At 48.3% G+C, this 16,707-nt stretch carries 16 protein-coding genes and 5 pseudogenes; 7 read left to right on the plus strand and 14 right to left on the minus strand.

Translation table 11 applies throughout. From position 1 onward, the window contains the following. Positions 1-42 precede the first annotated feature (42 nt). Entirely contained in the window at positions 43-756 is a 714-nt protein-coding gene (locus JEM67_RS00005) for a replication initiation protein (protein ID WP_233527572.1), read from the plus strand. A 133-nt stretch (positions 757-889) separates the two neighbouring features. Here JEM67_RS00005 and JEM67_RS00010 read toward each other — a convergent pair whose 3' ends face one another. From JEM67_RS00010 to katE, 6 genes and pseudogenes are all read right to left on the minus strand, one after another. Next, on the minus strand, positions 890-1,423 hold the full coding sequence (locus JEM67_RS00010) for a hypothetical protein (protein ID WP_199635013.1): 534 nt from the start codon (positions 1,421-1,423) through the stop codon (positions 890-892). A gap of 188 nt (positions 1,424-1,611) precedes the next feature. After that, entirely contained in the window at positions 1,612-1,980 is a 369-nt protein-coding gene (locus JEM67_RS00015) for a glyoxalase (protein WP_233527573.1), read from the minus strand. 270 nt (positions 1,981-2,250) lie between these two features. After that, on the minus strand, positions 2,251-2,451 hold the full coding sequence (locus tag JEM67_RS00020; protein WP_199635014.1) for a hypothetical protein: 201 nt from the start codon (positions 2,449-2,451) through the stop codon (positions 2,251-2,253). Between the two features lie 310 nt (positions 2,452-2,761). Then, entirely contained in the window at positions 2,762-3,796 is a 1,035-nt protein-coding gene (locus JEM67_RS00025) for a YrzE family protein (RefSeq protein WP_199635015.1), read from the minus strand. 49 nt (positions 3,797-3,845) lie between these two features. Beyond that, positions 3,846-4,088: pseudogene (locus JEM67_RS00030) on the minus strand (DUF421 domain-containing protein); the annotation flags it as partial. A gap of 80 nt (positions 4,089-4,168) precedes the next feature. Beyond that, a complete protein-coding gene (gene katE, locus JEM67_RS00035; RefSeq protein ID WP_199635060.1) occupies positions 4,169-6,418 on the minus strand; it encodes a catalase HPII in 2,250 nt (749 codons plus the stop codon). Between the two features lie 98 nt (positions 6,419-6,516). Here katE and JEM67_RS00040 point away from each other — a divergent pair. From JEM67_RS00040 to JEM67_RS00050, 3 genes and pseudogenes are all read left to right on the plus strand, one after another. Continuing rightward, a pseudogene (locus tag JEM67_RS00040) lies at positions 6,517-6,684 on the plus strand (ISNCY family transposase); the annotation flags it as partial. Between the two features lie 28 nt (positions 6,685-6,712). Then, complete coding sequence (locus JEM67_RS00045; protein WP_199635069.1) at positions 6,713-7,048, plus strand: hypothetical protein; 336 nt, start codon at positions 6,713-6,715, stop codon at positions 7,046-7,048. Between the two features lie 217 nt (positions 7,049-7,265). Then, positions 7,266-8,396 carry an RNA-guided endonuclease InsQ/TnpB family protein gene (locus JEM67_RS00050; RefSeq protein ID WP_199635016.1) on the plus strand — a complete coding sequence of 377 codons (1,131 nt, stop codon included), beginning with the start codon at positions 7,266-7,268 and terminating at the stop codon, positions 8,394-8,396. A 603-nt stretch (positions 8,397-8,999) separates the two neighbouring features. Here the strand turns inward: JEM67_RS00050 and JEM67_RS00055 are convergent. Then, positions 9,000-9,237, minus strand: a pseudogene (locus JEM67_RS00055) (Tn3 family transposase); the annotation flags it as partial. Next, positions 9,233-9,393 (minus strand): annotated as a pseudogene (locus tag JEM67_RS00060) (transposase); the annotation flags it as partial. The pseudogenes JEM67_RS00055 and JEM67_RS00060, both read right to left, overlap by 5 nt. A 101-nt stretch (positions 9,394-9,494) precedes the next feature. Here JEM67_RS00060 and JEM67_RS00065 point away from each other — a divergent pair. Then, positions 9,495-10,154: a DUF421 domain-containing protein gene (locus tag JEM67_RS00065; protein WP_199635017.1), complete on the plus strand. Its 660-nt coding sequence runs from the start codon at positions 9,495-9,497 to the stop codon at positions 10,152-10,154. 177 nt (positions 10,155-10,331) lie between these two features. Here the strand turns inward: JEM67_RS00065 and JEM67_RS00070 are convergent, their stop codons facing one another. The 3 genes from JEM67_RS00070 to JEM67_RS00080 all read right to left on the minus strand — a co-directional run bounded on the left by JEM67_RS00070 (position 10,332) and on the right by JEM67_RS00080 (position 11,429). After that, the gene (locus JEM67_RS00070) at positions 10,332-10,625 is read right to left on the minus strand and encodes a YqjK-like family protein (RefSeq protein ID WP_199635018.1); all 294 of its coding nucleotides are present in this window, start codon (positions 10,623-10,625) and stop codon (positions 10,332-10,334) included. Continuing rightward, positions 10,622-11,023: a phage holin family protein gene (locus JEM67_RS00075; RefSeq protein WP_199635019.1), complete on the minus strand. Its 402-nt coding sequence runs from the start codon at positions 11,021-11,023 to the stop codon at positions 10,622-10,624. Before JEM67_RS00075 ends, JEM67_RS00070 begins: the two co-directional genes overlap by 4 nt. 157 nt (positions 11,024-11,180) lie before the next feature. Beyond that, entirely contained in the window at positions 11,181-11,429 is a 249-nt protein-coding gene (locus JEM67_RS00080; RefSeq protein ID WP_199635020.1) for a DUF883 family protein, read from the minus strand. 324 nt (positions 11,430-11,753) lie between these two features. Between JEM67_RS00080 and JEM67_RS00085 the strand changes: the two are divergent. Next, positions 11,754-11,951: pseudogene (locus JEM67_RS00085) on the plus strand (Tn3 family transposase); the annotation flags it as partial. 231 nt (positions 11,952-12,182) lie between these two features. Here JEM67_RS00085 and JEM67_RS00090 read toward each other — a convergent pair. Further along, positions 12,183-12,941 carry an SDR family NAD(P)-dependent oxidoreductase gene (locus JEM67_RS00090; protein WP_199635021.1) on the minus strand — a complete coding sequence of 253 codons (759 nt, stop codon included), beginning with the start codon at positions 12,939-12,941 and terminating at the stop codon, positions 12,183-12,185. Positions 12,942-13,101: 160 nt separating this feature from the next. Here JEM67_RS00090 and JEM67_RS00095 point away from each other — a divergent pair, with 160 nt between their 5' ends. After that, entirely contained in the window at positions 13,102-14,001 is a 900-nt protein-coding gene (locus JEM67_RS00095; RefSeq protein ID WP_199635022.1) for an AraC family transcriptional regulator, read from the plus strand. A 241-nt stretch (positions 14,002-14,242) separates the two neighbouring features. Here JEM67_RS00095 and JEM67_RS00100 read toward each other — a convergent pair whose 3' ends face one another. Both JEM67_RS00100 and JEM67_RS00105 read right to left on the minus strand, forming a co-directional pair. Beyond that, on the minus strand, positions 14,243-14,776 hold the full coding sequence (locus JEM67_RS00100; protein WP_199635023.1) for a LysE family translocator: 534 nt from the start codon (positions 14,774-14,776) through the stop codon (positions 14,243-14,245). Between the two features lie 767 nt (positions 14,777-15,543). After that, complete coding sequence (locus JEM67_RS00105) at positions 15,544-16,635, minus strand: Replication protein (RefSeq protein ID WP_370576129.1); 1,092 nt, start codon at positions 16,633-16,635, stop codon at positions 15,544-15,546. Between the last annotated feature and the right edge of the window lie 72 nt (positions 16,636-16,707).

The raw sequence follows: 16,707 nt of genomic DNA on the forward strand, positions 1-16,707 counted from the left end.
ATGCAACTATGGGTACATTACAAACAACCCATAGATAGTTATATGAATGAAAATAAAGGGATTGTTAAAACTAGTCGCCCAGCTATTGCACAATCTAATGAACTGACCGAGGCAGCTTACTATCTCTCACTGCAGGCAAAACGAGTACTGTGGTTATGCCTTATGGAAACCTATAGGCAAGAAGACCATCCAGGTACGTTTACAGTGCGGGTTGCTGATTACCAGCGATTGTTCAAGGTGAGCCAAGCTACGGCCAGTACAGATGTCAGGAAGGGCATTGATGCCTTGTCAAACAGCTCTGTTACCTTCTTTCCATCTGATGGGGAGTATGAAGAACGGAAACGCCCTTGGCTGGCAGAAGCTGGTTTAAAACGAGGTCGAGGTTCATGGAACATTGAATTCAATAATAAAGTGATGCCCTACCTTCTTGATCTTAGTAGTCAATTCACTACTTACAATCTTTATGATTGTGGCCGCATTAACAGTGTGAGAGCTATCCGCCTTTACGAAAGCCTTTGTCAGTTTAGAAAATCCGGCATATGGATCACGACACCAAATTGGTTAGCTGAACGTTACCAACTACCACAATCGCAACGAGATAATTTTGCTGAGATGAAACGGACGTTCATCAAGCCGGCCCTAGATAAGATCAGTAAAGAAACCCCCTTGACGGCCTCGATGTCAGAGACCGACGACGGCAAATTGATTTTTACCATCATTACTAAAAACCCGGAGCCAGCCTTACCTAACGTTTGAACTTTAGCTTTTTCCCATACATGGGCCTAACGAACTTGTGCTGTATCCCATAGTCGTTGGACTAAATCTCACCTTCTGCCGAACGGCATGCAAAATAATAGTAACTTTAGCTATTTCCCATACCAATGCATTTTCAATGCATCCGAATCGTCTTTTTCTTAAGCTTTAGTTCTATTTCGTCGATCATCAGCTGGAGCATTTTCACCAGGTCTAACGTCAATTGTTCAGCAGCCTCAAAACTGAGTTTAAGAATGTTGATTTGCCCTTCACCCAACACATTTTGCAATGTGACTCGTTTGAACCCTTCCAGGTGACGCCTTTCTTTCAATAACTGAGTAATACGCTTGGTGATGATCTTGGCTATGTCAGGATACTCGGGGTTTTCGAAAACGTGCAGATGGCTTTTTACCAAGGGCTCCCAGGAAAACAAGATGTCGTATCGAGTAACAAAACGGGCTTGCTTAGGTGGAAAGTGCCACAACACAATAAACGGCATGCTATTTCTCATGCACAGCTCAAAATGGTGCTGCCAGACATTGGGAATTGCCCGTCCTTCACACAACAGATAATAATCGGAAGGCTTAAGCGTTGGGACACTCACGGGCAGCGGATCAGACAAAACAGTGCCAATCCGGGTTTGCCAATGCTCGCGCAATGCTTCGTTCATTGGAGGGATCGTAATACATAACCAACTGAGAGGGATGTACACGGCTATAGAAGGGTCAACAACCCCTTCTTCTGAACTAAGGTATACCTTCAATTTCGACAGCTCGAGGGTTATCTTTGTGCGTTTCTAGCCAGGCGATAAATGGACTCGGTACAACATGGCACAAATTTCCCCAGCTACGACCATATTTATAGAGCTCCCAACCAGTCTGTCGGATATAGTGATGTTGCACGTAGCCACCAACAGGCGATACGGGTAGCTGAATCGAGATCCTGTACCTCATATTCAATCCATCCCTGCGGTATTGGGTATTCGGTTGGCCACAGGTCAGCGCCAAAACATGAATTTGCGGCCTGTGATAACGGCCAGACGGCAAAATGCTTAACGCCCTTCAGCATACTTTCTTCCGAAAGCAGGTAATCGCAGTTACCCTCCATTGGCTTAAGCGGTAGACCGAGTACCTGCACATAAAATTCGGAGCTGGATTCAGTATTTTTCGATATGGGGCCAAGCCCAGCGATAAACAAGACTTCAATTCCCGGTAAATTCTGCGACATACCTGCTTCCCTAACTGTCTGGAATTGACTCCTAAATTTATACTACGACTAACTGAATCACCACGTCTAATCTTGACTTTTCAGTGCCATATTAGCGGAATCCATAACGTCCGCTTCTCGCAGCAAACGTACGGCTCGGTTGATTTGACTCAGCAATTAGTGCGATAAGCGCATGTAAGGCGGCAGGATGAGGTGAGATCGACTTTCCAGGGTTTGCCCGCCGGTTTTGCACGACGACAATCGTCAATAAATCCCGTTTGGCGACGAAATTTAAAATCTTGCACGAACCATATTAACCTCATCATTTTTTTCAATTATCGCAGGGTCTGAGTTATACCCAGAAGCCTTTTCAGCATCCCTTACCTGCTCTCGCAAAGATTTATTAGGGATTTCGGGACAACCTACAAGACCTAACGTAAAAATAAATATCAGAGTAAATCGTAAAATTGCCAGGCTAAATTTACCCATCATACTTTCCTAAATTGATTAAAAGCATAAAACACGATCTAAACCTATTCTATTAAAATCAAATGTATCTTTTTATATGAAACCCCCCTCTATCATTAACAAGTGGAATTTTTATACTGCATCTTGATGGTTGGGTGGTTGGCGTAACATTTTAATATTCATAGATAACAATTAGTTCTGTTGGTTAATGAAGGCCCTTATAACAAGGGCCTTCATTTAATATAAGACTGTTACTTAGTTAATTTATGTTTACTTCTATCCTAGTAACTTCATTATGGGATCTCTGAAATTTCTTTCACTTCAGACTGGTTAATCAAATTCGAATATGACGGTCATTAGTCTTCACGCCCCACAATCCGGCCAACGCACTGATGATTGCACCAAGAAGCAAGGCAAAGAATGACCACAGAGCCGCACTCGCTAAAGCATCTGCAGCTGCGGCAGCCTGCTCACGGGCTTTCTGTTTAAGCTCGGCATACTTTTGCTTCGCCTCATCAATTTTCGCTTCTGCTTCATCGAGACGTTGCTTAACGATTTGAGCTGTTTTTTCTTTCGTATCGATCAAGTTAGTGACTGTTTTATCAACCTCTGCGGGAGTCATGTCGGTATTTTCACTCAGCGCTTTTTTCAATGAATCCTGATCAACATCCTGAGTAATTGCATCAGCGCGCATTTTCAGCTTACTAATCAGTTTCTGTATGATAGCGTCATTGCTATCAGGCTCGTTGAAGAAAGCTTTAATCGCATCACTCAAATCCGTTTTAGCACCATCAAGCTGCTGCTGCATAAATTCTGGCTGCAACGAAGGAATATCACTCTTTTTCAATGCAGCTACCACATCCGATTTTAGGTACTCCGGCTCAAGTTTTGTGTCAATGTCCAGCTGGTCAAAGAGATTTTTTCCCATATTTGCCACTCCGGAAGCACCGTCTCCAAGGGCAGAGCCTGCACCTGAAAGCAGGCTACCTGAGGTTGAAGCTATGGCACCGAGCGCGTTACCAGTCATCTTAACGGCTGAGCCAACCAACAAGGTTCCCAGAACTGCAGCAACAATGAGCGATGTAGCCCACACTAGGAAGCCATGAATGAGACCATCATTTGCTGCCAGACGCCCGGCAACGAAAGCGCCAACTGCAAGACTGACAATAATCGAGATTGCAGACCAGACGGCAACTGTGGTTCCCGCTCCGTTTACTGGATCGTCCGAAACCGGGTCAACAATGGAAAGCCCAAGACTTGTACCCAACGTTGACAACAGTAATGACACGGCCAATACAGTGATAACACCACCTATTACGCTACCCCATGATATTTTTCTTTCGGCAATCATTCTATTTTCCTTCTTCATGTAGTTAACATTGTGTTACATTTGCTGTGTATAGATATCACCGTCTCAAAGACGAGATATTCAATATATCAATTTGTTTTTTTACTCGATATGGCATCAATAAGAAAGCGGCCCTCATTAATAATTGGTATTGGTTGTCCTATCGTAACAGTGCGAAAAAAGTGTATGCACTTACTTAATGCATTCGATAATGCGATAAGAAATTCACCGATAAAGTCTACGGGGGAATCTGAGAAAGCTGAGTTTTACCCGATAGATTTAGATGAATAATCACAATAACAAAACCTATTATAAACTTAACAAGTGTATAGCCATAGTATTGCTCCTCATTCGTAGGGCTCCCTTAAATGAGAGCCCTAATTAACTACTATTTTAGCCAGCAATTTCCTGTGCTACGCTTTCTCTGGACCAAATACGATGTCCTCTCATAACATTACAGAACGCCTCTGCCAAATCCGCAGCCTTATCCCCCACGACAATACCTTCATCTGGTTTGGGCAACGGCAACGCATCATAAAGTTTAAACGCTTTACCTTGCAACCCTATCGCTTTCAGATGCTTAAATGCCTGGATCACGTAATGTTTGGCGTTGCCGTTTTTCATCAAGGAGTCAATGCTGTCTTCTCCATCCGGTATAATAACGGCATCCACCATCACAGATGGGTTGCCTTCTATGGTACCATCGACCTCTATTTCATTACCTTGCAAAGAAGTTATTCTACCCACGTGCGGAGCAAAAATCTTACCATGAACACCATATTTTTTAAGTGTTTTCATAATATTATCAATAGCGTCCCCACAAACGCCATCGGCAGCAAGAATAGCCACTTGGCGTGATTTCAATATCTGATGATGCCCATCGTACATACTTAATGAACGATCCTTAGATAACCCGTTGACGGGGCCAGGTAGTGGATGCTTCAGTTGTTCTTGGCTCAATTTTATCCCAAGATTATCCGCGACAGATTGGGCCAACTGGTGATCAATATAAGTAAGTTGATCAACCACACGTTCACGTATCCAAGGGCGCACTACCTTGCCTAATTCGAAACTGAACCCTCCGACAATATGATTTTGTTCCACTTTGGTTTGACTCAGCCAAAATAACCGTGGCTGGGAATAGAAGTCAACAAAAGTGCTACTCCTTTTGCGAGCTTTGTCACCATTTATTGGTTGTGGGTAGGTTGTAAACCCTCCCTCTGCCGGGGGGGTTTCTCGTGGCCAATTGTTATTTATAGAGTTAGGTTCATAATTGGCTGTTCCAGAAATACCCATACGATGCATCCCATCACGCTGATGGTTGTGGAAAGGGCAAATTGGTTTATTAATAGGAATTTCGTGGAAATTTACTCCCCCCAAACGGCTAATTTGGGTATCAATGTAAGAAAAGAGTCGCCCCTGAAGTAGTGGGTCATCAGAAAAGTCTATACCTGGAACGATGTTACCAGGACAAAATGCTACCTGTTCGGTTTCACTAAAGTAATTATCTGGATTGCGATTCAATACCATTTTGCCAACGAGATGAACGGGAACCAAAGACTCTGGGATCAACTTAGTTGGATCAAGTATATCAAAATCGAATTTATGTTCATCTTCCTCTGGAATTATCTGCAACCCGAGTTCATATTCAGGATAGTCACCCGCTTCAATGGACTCCCACAACTCACGGCGATGAAAATCTGGGTCGCGGCCTGTCAGCAATTGAGCTTCATCCCATATTAGAGAGGAGACGCCGTATACAGGCTTCCAGTGGAAACGTATAAAGTGGCATTGGCCTTCAGCATTAATCATTTTATAGGTATGGATGCCGAATCCCTCCATCATACGATAGCTACGGGGAATACCGCGATCTGACATTGCCCACATAACGTTATGCAGCGTCTCTGGCTGAAGTGAGATATAATCCCAAAAAGTATCATGCGCGCTTTGTCCTTGCGGTATTTCATTATGAGGCTCTGGCTTCACTGCATGAACAAAGTCCGGGAACTTAATCGCATCCTGAATGAAAAATACGGGCGTATTATTACCTACGAGATCAAAATTGCCTTCTTTAGTATAGAATTTTGTTGCCCAGCCTCGAATATCTCTTACCGTATCAGCAGAGCCTCGGGAGCCCTGGACAGTAGAAAAACGCACAAAGACAGGTGTTTTAACACTGGGATCCTGAAGGAATTCGGCTGTGGTATAGGAGGCTAGCGATTCATAGACCTGAAAATAACCATGTGCACCAGCACCTCGTGCGTGGACTACCCTTTCAGGAATGCGCTCATGATCAAAATGTGTGATCTTTTCTCGCAGAATAAAGTCTTCGAGCAAGGTTGAGCCGCGAGCTCCTGACTTTAGTGAATTTTGATTATCGGAAATCTTCACGCCCTGATTCGTGCGCAGCGACTCTCCCTGAGGATCAGACCGAAATTTATCTAACTGTTTGAGCTTCTCGTTTCTATTTTTAGGTGTCTTATCAGAACCCGGCATCATAGGTTCCGCACCCGGGGGACTTATACTAGTAAGGGGTTTAATTACCTTTTCGGCGGGTGCAGTATCTTCATAGTGCGGTTCAACTGTAGAGATTGTCTTATCATTACTTCCGTTAGAAGTAAAATCAGCTTTGTTTTTCTTCATCACAAAAATCTCCATTTTCAATAAAAACAATCACTTAGAATCAACAAACCATTAGCCACTTATAAAGCATAGTTAATATATTATGGACTTGGTAGTAACAGCTTGAACAAAGAGGTATCGAGAAGGGTATCCAGTTGGGTGAACAGCGCGGTATTGAAGCATCACTGAAAATTACCCGTGCCATGCTGGCCAATGGCCTCTATCGCGACTCGGTGATGAAGATGATCGGGCTGACCGCTGACGACCTGACGCAGATCCGGCACTAATTTTTCGCTTAGAGGGACAAGGTAGCCATTGACAGATAAAACCGAAAACACCACCTCAGCGCTTAGCCATCTGGCGTTCTGCGCCCTGGCGGCGCTGGGGGTGGCACGCCAGGACGGTATCGCCAGCACGCCCTATGCCGAAAACCTATTCCTTATCCGCTGGCTGGCCACCGCTCAGAAGCAAAATAATAATGGTCAAGCCATGCTGGAGGCGGCTATTGCCGGATGTGGGGTGACGCAACTTCCGGACTGGTTATGCGGTGATGCCATCAAAAAGGGGCAGCTTCGTGCAATTCTACCCACATTTCAGGCACCGCCCCCCCATTTCTGCAATGTGGCCCAGGACTCACACGGTCCTTCCTAAAGTGAGAGCCTTGATTGAAGAACTGAAAAAAGAGTTGCCGGCACACTTGTCGAGAGCGCAGCGTTCATCTGTTGCGCGGTAATGAAGTATCAATGCCGGATACATCATCAGCATGCCTCCGTAAAACCTCGGCCTTCAGGCCGGGGAGGAAAGGAGGCGGTTTTCCGGCTAACGGCCTTTTGCATAATCACATTTTTCCTCTTTAGTATGTGAAACCATGAAACGTGCATATAAATACCGGTTTTACCCGACACCAGAGCAGGCTGAGCTTTTGGCTCAGACGTTCGGCTGTGTGCGCTTCGTCTACAACTCCATCCTCCGCTGGCGAACCGATGCGTACTACGAGCGAAAGGAAAAAATCGGTTATCTACAGGCTAATGCCCGCCTTACAGCACTCAAAAAAGAGTCTTATTACGCCTGGCTTAACGATGTTTCCTGCGTCCCACTCCAGCAGTCTCTCCGCCACCAACAAACCGCTTTTGCTAACTTCTTCGCCGGACGCGCCGCATATCCGGCCTTCAAAAGCAAACGGCACAAGCAGGCGGCTGAGTTCACTGCAAGCGCGTTTAAATACCGTGACGGCAAGTTGTACATGGCAAAAAGCAAGTCTCCACTGGACATTCGCTGGAGCCGTGAATTACCTTCTGTACCGTCAACCGTTACCATCAGTAAAGATGCCGCCGGCAGATACTTTGTTTCCTGTCTGTGTGAGTTTGAACCTGTATCAATGCCTGTTACCGATAAAACTGTCGGCATTGATGTTGGCTTAAAAGACCTGTTCGTCACTGACACCGGGTTCAAGACCGGCAATCCCCGACACACCGCTAAATATGCGAAGCGACTGGCGTTGCAACAGCGCAGGTTGAGCAGAAAGAAAAAAGGCTCAAAGAACCGTGCCAAAGCACGCTTAAAGGTCGCCCGTCTCCACGCGAAAATAGCCGATTGCCGGATGGACAACCTGCACAAGTTGTCCCGCAAACTGATTACCGAAAACCAAGTTGTTTGCGTCGAATCCCTCAAAGTGAAAAACATGATCTGCAACCTGAAGCTGTCTAAAGCGATAGCTGATGCTGGCTGGAGCGAACTTGTTCGCCAGCTACAGTACAAAGGCAAATGGGCGGGTCGTAGCGTTGTCGCTATCGACCAGTATTTCCCTTCTTCCAAACGCTGTAGCTGTTGCGGCTTCACCATGCAAAAAATGCCTCTTGATGTGCGTAAATGGCAGTGCCCTGAATGCGGCGCAGCTCATGACCGGGACATTAACGCGGCACGTAATATCAAAGCTGCCGGGCTGGCAGTGTTAGCCCACGGAGAGCCTGTAAATCCTGAACCGCAACACGCGGCTTAGGTTCGGCTCGTTGAAGTGGGAATCCCCGTCCTTCAGGACGGGGAGCAGTCAACTATTGAAAGCCAGCCAGGATTATATTCGCTCCAGCAAATTGACCACTGGTTGTGAGCGTCTTTTTCCATTCCAACCCGGTAACGCGCACCGTAGATTTTGCGACCCACTGAGTCATACGTCTTCTCGGCAATAACCCGGCCTATTATCAGGAAGCCTGACTGGCGATCGGAGTGGACACATACTTTCAGAGGTTTACCAAAATGCTGCATCCAGGGCCATGGAAGCCGGAAGGCTTTCATGGCGGCAATGATATTTCATCTCCCTGAGATATAGCCCAGGGGGGTAAAGTTATCCGCGGCGTTTTCACTAAAACATGTGCTGAAAAGTGTGAAATCTGCCTGGTCCAGCGCCCACGCGTAGCGATACCAGATATCGCTCACCTACTGTTCGCCACTCGTAGCACGGTGGTTTTTCTGGCACAATATGCCAGAAGGCATCAATTTCACTGATAATGGCGACTGGCGTAAATCCCTGATGCCAGCCGGACTCTTCAGCCGATAGCTACCATCCCGATAAGGGGTCCGCTTGGAAAGCGGAAAATATCCCACGCTAAGCCTGTTTTTTGTACAGACTGGCATCAACTGTGCGTAACGGTCGGTATTTACCGGATCCCAGCTTAAGATTATTGCGCCAGATGTAATCTCCGCTCAGGTTGATATGCTCCCAGCCCAGTGGGGACAGGTGAGAAACCAACGGCTCATTAATCTGGCCCCCCCTTTCGTTTTAGCGATTCGATGGCCCTTTCTATATACACCGTATTCCACAACGTGATCGCCGCAGTTAATAGCGGCTGCCAGCTCTGAAGCAGGACCGACATCCTCACCAGCAGCAACAGCAGTGAGACTTCCATCCTGATATTGTTTTTCCACTTAAACAACAGGCTGGGCTGAATACCATGCAAACGAGCCCCATGGGACACTGTCATGCCGGGTTCCAGTGTCTGGTGTTTTAGGGGGCTGACTCAGGTCTTTTCTTGACCGGACTTAATATGTCATTATATTTGAAAAATACAAATAGTGTTGCGAACAAAAAAAGGACTTAAACATGGAATATTACGGAATTGTTCTGCTTAAGTTTGTTATCGGTTTTGTTGTCGTCATATCTCATCTTAACTTTTCTGGCAAAACCCAGCTTTCACAAATGACCCCAGTTGACTTTATCGGAAACTTTGTTCTTGGTGGGATTATAGGTGGGGTTATATATAATGATGCCATACCCATGCACCAATACATCATTACATTGTTTATCGGTGTTGCTCTTATTTCTTTACTCAATTGGGTAAGTAAACATGTCTGGTTTTTCAGGTCATTTACCATTGGTGAGCCGATACCGATCATTAAGAACGGTAAGTTTCTGATGGACAATATACTCAGGCGTCGCAATAAAATAGATATCATCAATGTCGCGTCTCAACTTCATTCTCAGGGCGTGCATTCATTTCAGGAAATACGCTATGCACAAATAGAGCCAAGTGGTTCTCTGTCTGTGGTTTGTGAAGGTGGTAAAATGCCGTCAATAATCCTTATGAAAGATGGCAGAGCACGCCTTTCAGAACTCAATGGCATTGAGAAAGACGAAGAGTGGCTCGATAACCTACTCAGAGATTCCGGGATAGAAAGAGAGCAGGTATTCATCGCAGAGTTCTGGGATGGAGAGATCACTTTTATCCTTAAAGATGGGAATGTGAAGCGGCATCAACATTGAGATTTATTCGTTTAAACTTCTAATAAATTTTATATGACAAATAGGTAAGAACTTTGACTGCTCCCCGCCCTGAAGGACGAGGTTTTACGGCGCACTGGATAAAAATATTGGTGTATCCGTAACTTCGATACGCTAACAACGGAAAGGTGAGGTTACCCTCACCTTTCCGTTGTTATGTTACCTGAGCAGAGGGAGCCGTCGTCGAATAAATTTCATTGCCCCCCAGGCAGCCAGTGCTCTGCGTGGCCATACGATCAGACGACGTGGTTTAAATTTCAGCGCATACAGGGCGGCTATCCCGACACCGGGAACGATAACAGCTCTGCACCGGTATAATGACTGCCAGCCGCGGTCAACCGGCGCCGTCAACCTGAGCCAGTCGGCCTTTAACAAACTTAATGCCTGTCGTTGTTGCGCTATCTGTTGCAACAGTTGTTCTTTACGGTTGTCTCTGCGTTCCCGGGTATTCATGCTCCTTCCCCTTTAAGATGACTCAGGTCTTTACTGAGCTGTTTGCGGGTTTCGGGTAACATCCGGCTTCCGGTAATCCTTTGTCTGATAAAGATGGCAAAAGTTAATGCGAGAACAAGAAACACGGCAGAGGCGCTACCCAGTATCATCAAGCGGTGCTCCGGCGGGACTGACAGCAGAATAAACACCAGAAAGGATATGACACCGAATGCAGTGAATATCAGGGTCAGTCCCGCCATTATCAGCAGGCCGAAAATGCGGCTTTTCTCTTCTTCCAGCTCAACGGCCACAAGCTCCAGACGGGTATGCAGTGTTCCGGTAAGGGCGATAAAAACACGGTGGATATTGTCCACCAGTCCACGGGAGGGGCCCCGGGTCTGATCATTTCTTGTGCTCAAAACGGTATCCTTCTGTTTTGTTACGCAGAATTATTTTGCCGTATGCGGTACGTCCTCCGGTATCCCCCGGACAGTCCGGGGGAGGGAAGGCACTTATATGATAATGCAATGTTGGCTACCAGAAAAAACGAAAGCAGGCTGTTCGCCCGCGTTTATCTTATTTTCGTCCGATGAGCAGGCCAATCAGCAAGCCCACACCCGCGGCGATGGAAATTGCCGCGAAGGGATTGTTTTCCACGTTATCACGTACCACGTCAGCCACTTCCTGAGCTGCCTGGCTACCCTGAGCCGTGACTTTACGGGCGGCGCCTTTTAGCTGATGACCGTAGTCATCTGTCAGCTCACCGTATTTCTCCTGCGCATCTCCTGCAACTTCTTTTACTTTGTCTTCAGCTTTTTCAAACATGATGTTCTCCGTAAAATTATTAACAAGAAAAGTGACCGATAGCATTGTACAGGTCACTGGTGTTAGGCAAAAAACGCGCCATCCTTATAATGTACAGGTAAGGCTGTTCGCACTTATCTGAATATAGATGGCACAGTTATTATGTGCCATAGTTTAGTCAAATTCATTACCGTATTTTCAGGGGTCTGATGCTCAGTGGCACGAAAACTCACGTTAAGAGATTTTGACTGTGAAAAACCAAAGAAGCGAGGAAACCCACTAGAAGTAGTTAAAAAAATACGGGGCAATTGATAACCAGATCGTCATTGTGACGAATTACCATCTTATATGCAGGCAGCCTTGGCTCATCTCCGGGCGAAGGGTGAAACACTGAATGATGAAGATATCGCACGCCCCTCCCCGCTTTGCTACGGACATATCAAAATGCTCGGCCATTATTCCTTCATGCTTGCAGAACAGGTAACAAAGGGCCAATTCAGACCTCTTAAGCAGGCGGGCGAGGTGGATGATTGGCCTTTATGACGACCTAGTTATCAATGCAATAAAGTTCTGAACTGGTTAAAAACCATACTTAACGTATGTTTTCGTACAGTTGGGCTTCAGACCCCTTTGTTAGTCAGATCAACTTCGTTCCTCTCAAAGTTCACCTTCTTTTCCAGGAGCACAATTGCCGCTCGTTGAACGAACGGGACTGATAAGCGTAAGTTTAACGTTCGGCATGATGCTCTCTGGATGGAATTAATGAGTTCGGGTTTACAACAACTGGCCGCCAGAAATATCAAAGGTCGTCCCGTTAGCCCATGCCATGTCATCAGACAGGATAGCGGCTACCGCTCCACCCACATCGTCCGGTAAACCGACGCGGCCTAGCGCGATCCCCTGAGCAACCCAGGAGTTTACCCCCTCATTGTCGCGTACCGCACCACCGCCAAAATCAGTTGCAATGGCCCCAGGGGCAATCGCATTCACCCGGATCTGTCGCGCACCTAGTTCTAACGCCATGTAACGGGTCAGAACCTCTATTGCGGCCTTCACTGCTGCATAAATGCTGTATCCCGGCAAAGTAAAGCGGACGAAGCCGGACGAAACATTGAGGATGCGACCGCCATCTTCCACAAATGGTAACAATTTCTGAGTCAGAAAAATCGGCCCCTGTAGGTGCGTGGTGACCAGTGAAGTAAACTGATCCTCGGTCGCATCCACAAAGTTCGCGAAGAGGCCGTTACCGGCATTGTTAACGAGAAAATCGAAGCGTTCACGACCGAAGTCAGCCATCAGCGTTTCAGTCACGGCGTTAGAAAAATCCTGATAACTGGCGGTATCGGTGATATCGAGCGGCAGCATCGCGGCTTTGCCACCCAGTGCTTCTATCTCTTGTTTCAGCGCCTGGGCTTCTGCAGCGCCGCTACGATAGGTGCCGATGATGTGAACGCCGCGTTTAGCGAGGTGAAGAGCCATGTTGCGGCCGAGGCCACGGCTCGCGCCAGTGATAAGTGCAATTTTGTTGGTCATGGGCTGTCTCGTTTTGGTTATTAGGTGCACCCTTCGATGCGTGCTTGACCTGCCCATGTTAGGCAATGAACGATGTGTAACCTACGCCTGATAAGCTCAATTTATTGCCTGATTATATCAATCGCTTTGCGGACTCTCGGATCATGGGTATAGTCGGTCCATGAATAACTCTCTTGCACCCCATCTTGATATCGCCCTGAGGCATGCGACGCCGGGTTTGACTGTCACACGGATCCCCCGTGTAGACATCTGTGTCGGACAAGGCACGACAGACAAATCACCCTGCCTGTATCGCTCGATGATCTGCTTCATCCTGCAAGGCTCGAAGCGCGTCGCGATAAACGACAACCTTCTGAGCTACGACAGCGAACAGTATCTTATCAGTGCCCTTGACCTGCCTTTGATCGGACAAATTTTTGATGATGAAGGGGGGCAGCCCTACGTTGCGATTTCGCTGGTGCTGGATCCGGCCATACTGGCGGAATTAGCCGCAGCGATACCGCCGGTTCGCGAGCGCGAACAAAAGGGGGTCGGTATCATGATAAACCCGATGACTGCCTCGCTCCGCGATACGTTACTCCGCTTGATGTCATTGCTCGACACCCCTGATGATATACCTGTTCTTGGGCCTATGCTCGAGCGGGAATTGCTTTATCGTCTCCTGCAGGGCCCCCAGGGGCGACTGCTGCGTCAGATTGCCCAACCCGACGGTGCGCTGAGTAGTATCCGGCGAGCCGTCGCCTGGATCCGGGATAATTACAATACCCGACTACGCATCGACGCGTTGTGCGATGTCAGCGGCATGAGTCGGGCGAGCCTGCATCGTCATTTTTTGTCGATGACCGGCCTCAGTCCCATCCAGTATCAGAAACAGCTTAGATTGCAGGAAGCCCGCCAGCTTTTGCTTGCCGGCGAGCATCGCGCCTCTGACGTGGCGTTTGCCGTCGGTTATGAAAGTGCTTCACAGTTTAGCCGTGAATACCTGCGGCAATTCGGTGCACCGCCTGTGCGCAACGTGCGCGAGATACGACAGGCGATCGGTACTTCAGTAAAGGAGTAAACGCAGGCAGTTTTATTCATTTCCGGCAAGTTCAATGCCGGGCATACTGTTGTGCAAAAGATGCCGGGCACATCTGGCGGTTGTCGTGCTGTCTTGTGATGATTAAAACAGCGTCATGGACAATGCTGAAATGGCGAGCAAGCCTGCACAAGTCTGGTTGAACCGCCTGACTAATCTCGGATCCATCAGGCAACGTTTGATCATTGAACCAAACCAGGCCCAGATCCCAACGCATGGGAAACTAATGGCTGCAAAAAGAACGATGTATAGAGCGTATATCTGTAATTGAAAACACGGTGGGCAGACATGTGGAAATTGCCACACTTGCCATAATCCAGGATTTCGGGTTGATTAACTGGAAAAAAGCGGCTCCGATGAAACTCATTGGGTGCGATGCGCCTGCCGCCTGGATAGCATCTGTGTTTCCCAAAATCTTCCAGGACAAATAAAGAATATAGGTGGCCCCGCAGTATTTCATGACCACCTGGATATAGGGGTACAGAGTAAAGATTTCATGCAATCCCAAACCAACTGAAAGTAGCATGAATGCGCTTCCGGCACCCGCTCCAGAGATGTGGCCCAGTGTTCTACGCGCACCAAAGCGAACGCTGGAAAAAAAACCATAAGGTTGTTTGGACCTGGGGTGACTGACATAACGACAGCAAGTACCCGAAAGGAACTCAATTGCTGCACTGTGATACTCATATATTCCCATCCTGTTGTTGTGCTTTCTCCTTATTGTCGCCAGATTTCTTAGCGTACGTTTTCGTTCCATTGACCCTCGAACCCCTCTTCCAAGCGGACTCCTAAATATTTGCTCAAATATTTATACCATAGCTTACCGGACAGGCGTGCAGTCGGTCTTTCTAATGCCGCTTAGCGGCATGCAGGCGCCAGCTGTAAATGAATATTGCACTTTTGTGAATGGCGCCGGTGACGCGGCGTAGCCGCCCAGACCTGATAGGTATCGCCTATCCCATCCCTCGCCCTGCAAAGCCAAAACTGCTTAACGCGATGTGTATCTTTGTGTGCGCCGTCGGAGTGGTCACGGCAAGGCGTATGCCGCCGGGGCGTATCTCCGCGTTAGCGGGCCGTAAGGGCCGCTTACGGGCGTGTACGCAGAACTTGCAGCAATATTTCTAACTCAGGTTTTTGCTAAGTGAGGTAGCGAGCTGAGTGTGGCACTGTTTTTTGCCCGAACGGAGTGAGGGAGGTACTCAACGGCAACGGCGTAAGCCGGTGCGCTGAGTTACTCCCTTTTTAAAGGGCTTAGTTTGTTCAGAAATAACCTTCGAAATTAAGCATATTACTGAGCGCCTTTTCGAAGTTAATTCTCCCTACGAAGTTAATATCGAAGCTAAAGGGTTGTTCGACGTCGATCGCTGTTGTCGGCGCCCCGGATCGACGTCGACGGACGCAAAAATCACGCCGGCATCAACCGAAACAGCCTGGCCCAATGCCCCACCGGGCATCAGCGGCGGAAAACAGGCAGCACAAAACCCCCGCAGGTCCGGCAGGGTAAAACAAGGTATGTTGGGGGACTCAGGTAGGGATAGCGCCGGCGCGCTCCAGCAACAGGCGATAGAACGCCTCCGGGTCACTGTTCAGCAACCCGGGCTGTTCATGCTTGAGCGTATTCTCCATCTGCATCGCCGTCAGCGGCGAACGGCCCATCGTCCACTGCACCCAGGCCTGATAAAAGCCGTTCTGCTTCTGGCGCCGGGCGGCGGCCAGTTTTTTGATGCCGGCAGCGGTGTCATCCAGCAGCGTATCGAGCCGCTGCGCGTCCTGCTGCCGCTTGGCCAGTTCGTTGCCAATCACCTGCTCCGCGTTGCGCTTGAGGTTTTGCAGATCGGGACTCACCACCCAGCGGCGGATCTTTTTCAGCCGGTTTTTCAGCGAGTGCTTGCGCTCGATGTCGATCCCCAGATGCGCAATACGCACCAGGTGCCGCTCGTATTTCTTGCGCAGGCTTTCCGTCAGCCCGTTCTTGATGGCCCACAGGCGGTACTGGTTCAGCCACTGGCGAATTTCGTCCACCTGAATGCCCCGACTGATGAAAAATTTCTCCGTCAGCCAGATGCGCAGCGGCTTGTTTTGACCAGTGTCGGTATCCTGCCCGCGCGACACGATGAGGTAGTCCAGCTGCTCGAGCACCGATAGCGCGTGCAACGCCACGTCATACGCTTTGCGGCCACTTTCGTAGACATGCAGCACCCCCATGGCTTTGGCCACGTCCTCAAACGGCAGCATGATCTCGAACGGGTAGTCGCTGTCCGGGTTGTAGTCGCAGTTGGCACCCAGCACAAGCGAAAGCACCGTCAGCGCTTCACGGCTCTCCGACCGCGCGGCAATGCGCATCGGTTTGGGACGGTAGTTCGGGTTATTGCGCTGGGTATAGGGAATATAGCCCTGCCGGCGTAGCTCGATGAGGTCATCATTACGCCGCCAGTCGTGGCTGCTCATGCGCGCCACCACCTTGCTCGCCATGCCCTTCGGCACCCGGCAGCACAGCGTTGGGGTGTAACGGCGATGAATTTTTTGTTGCCCACGCCGCAACGCATTAGCCTCGCCACGCCGGGAGCCACGGGATTCATTGAAGTGGTGCTCAACGTTAGCAAATTGGCTATTCAAATAGCCCTTCGCTTATGTTGCACACTAGGAGTTGACCTTTAAAAGGCATAAAACTATACTCCCCGTATAGAG

This window comes from Serratia sp. PAMC26656, from assembly GCF_016469055.2.
Classification (GTDB): Bacteria; Pseudomonadota; Gammaproteobacteria; order Enterobacterales; family Enterobacteriaceae; genus Serratia; species Serratia plymuthica.

Bases quoted from the DNA above. Each gene is read 5' to 3' on its own strand.
- JEM67_RS00005 (WP_233527572.1), top strand. From the start codon at position 43: ATGAATGAAAATAAAGGGATTGTTAAAACTAGTCGCCCAGCTATTGCA.
- JEM67_RS00010 (WP_199635013.1), bottom strand. From the start codon at position 1,423: ATGAACGAAGCATTGCGCGAGCATTGGCAAACCCGGATTGGCACTGTT.
- JEM67_RS00015 (WP_233527573.1), bottom strand. From the start codon at position 1,980: ATGTCGCAGAATTTACCGGGAATTGAAGTCTTGTTTATCGCTGGGCTT.
- JEM67_RS00020 (WP_199635014.1), bottom strand. From the start codon at position 2,451: ATGATGGGTAAATTTAGCCTGGCAATTTTACGATTTACTCTGATATTT.
- JEM67_RS00025 (WP_199635015.1), bottom strand. From the start codon at position 3,796: ATGAAGAAGGAAAATAGAATGATTGCCGAAAGAAAAATATCATGGGGT.
- katE (WP_199635060.1), bottom strand. From the start codon at position 6,418: ATGAAGAAAAACAAAGCTGATTTTACTTCTAACGGAAGTAATGATAAG.
- JEM67_RS00050 (WP_199635016.1), top strand. From the start codon at position 7,266: ATGAAACGTGCATATAAATACCGGTTTTACCCGACACCAGAGCAGGCT.
- JEM67_RS00065 (WP_199635017.1), top strand. From the start codon at position 9,495: ATGGAATATTACGGAATTGTTCTGCTTAAGTTTGTTATCGGTTTTGTT.
- JEM67_RS00070 (WP_199635018.1), bottom strand. From the start codon at position 10,625: ATGAATACCCGGGAACGCAGAGACAACCGTAAAGAACAACTGTTGCAA.
- JEM67_RS00080 (WP_199635020.1), bottom strand. From the start codon at position 11,429: ATGTTTGAAAAAGCTGAAGACAAAGTAAAAGAAGTTGCAGGAGATGCG.
- JEM67_RS00090 (WP_199635021.1), bottom strand. From the start codon at position 12,941: ATGACCAACAAAATTGCACTTATCACTGGCGCGAGCCGTGGCCTCGGC.
- JEM67_RS00095 (WP_199635022.1), top strand. From the start codon at position 13,102: ATGAATAACTCTCTTGCACCCCATCTTGATATCGCCCTGAGGCATGCG.
- JEM67_RS00100 (WP_199635023.1), bottom strand. From the start codon at position 14,776: ATGGAACGAAAACGTACGCTAAGAAATCTGGCGACAATAAGGAGAAAG.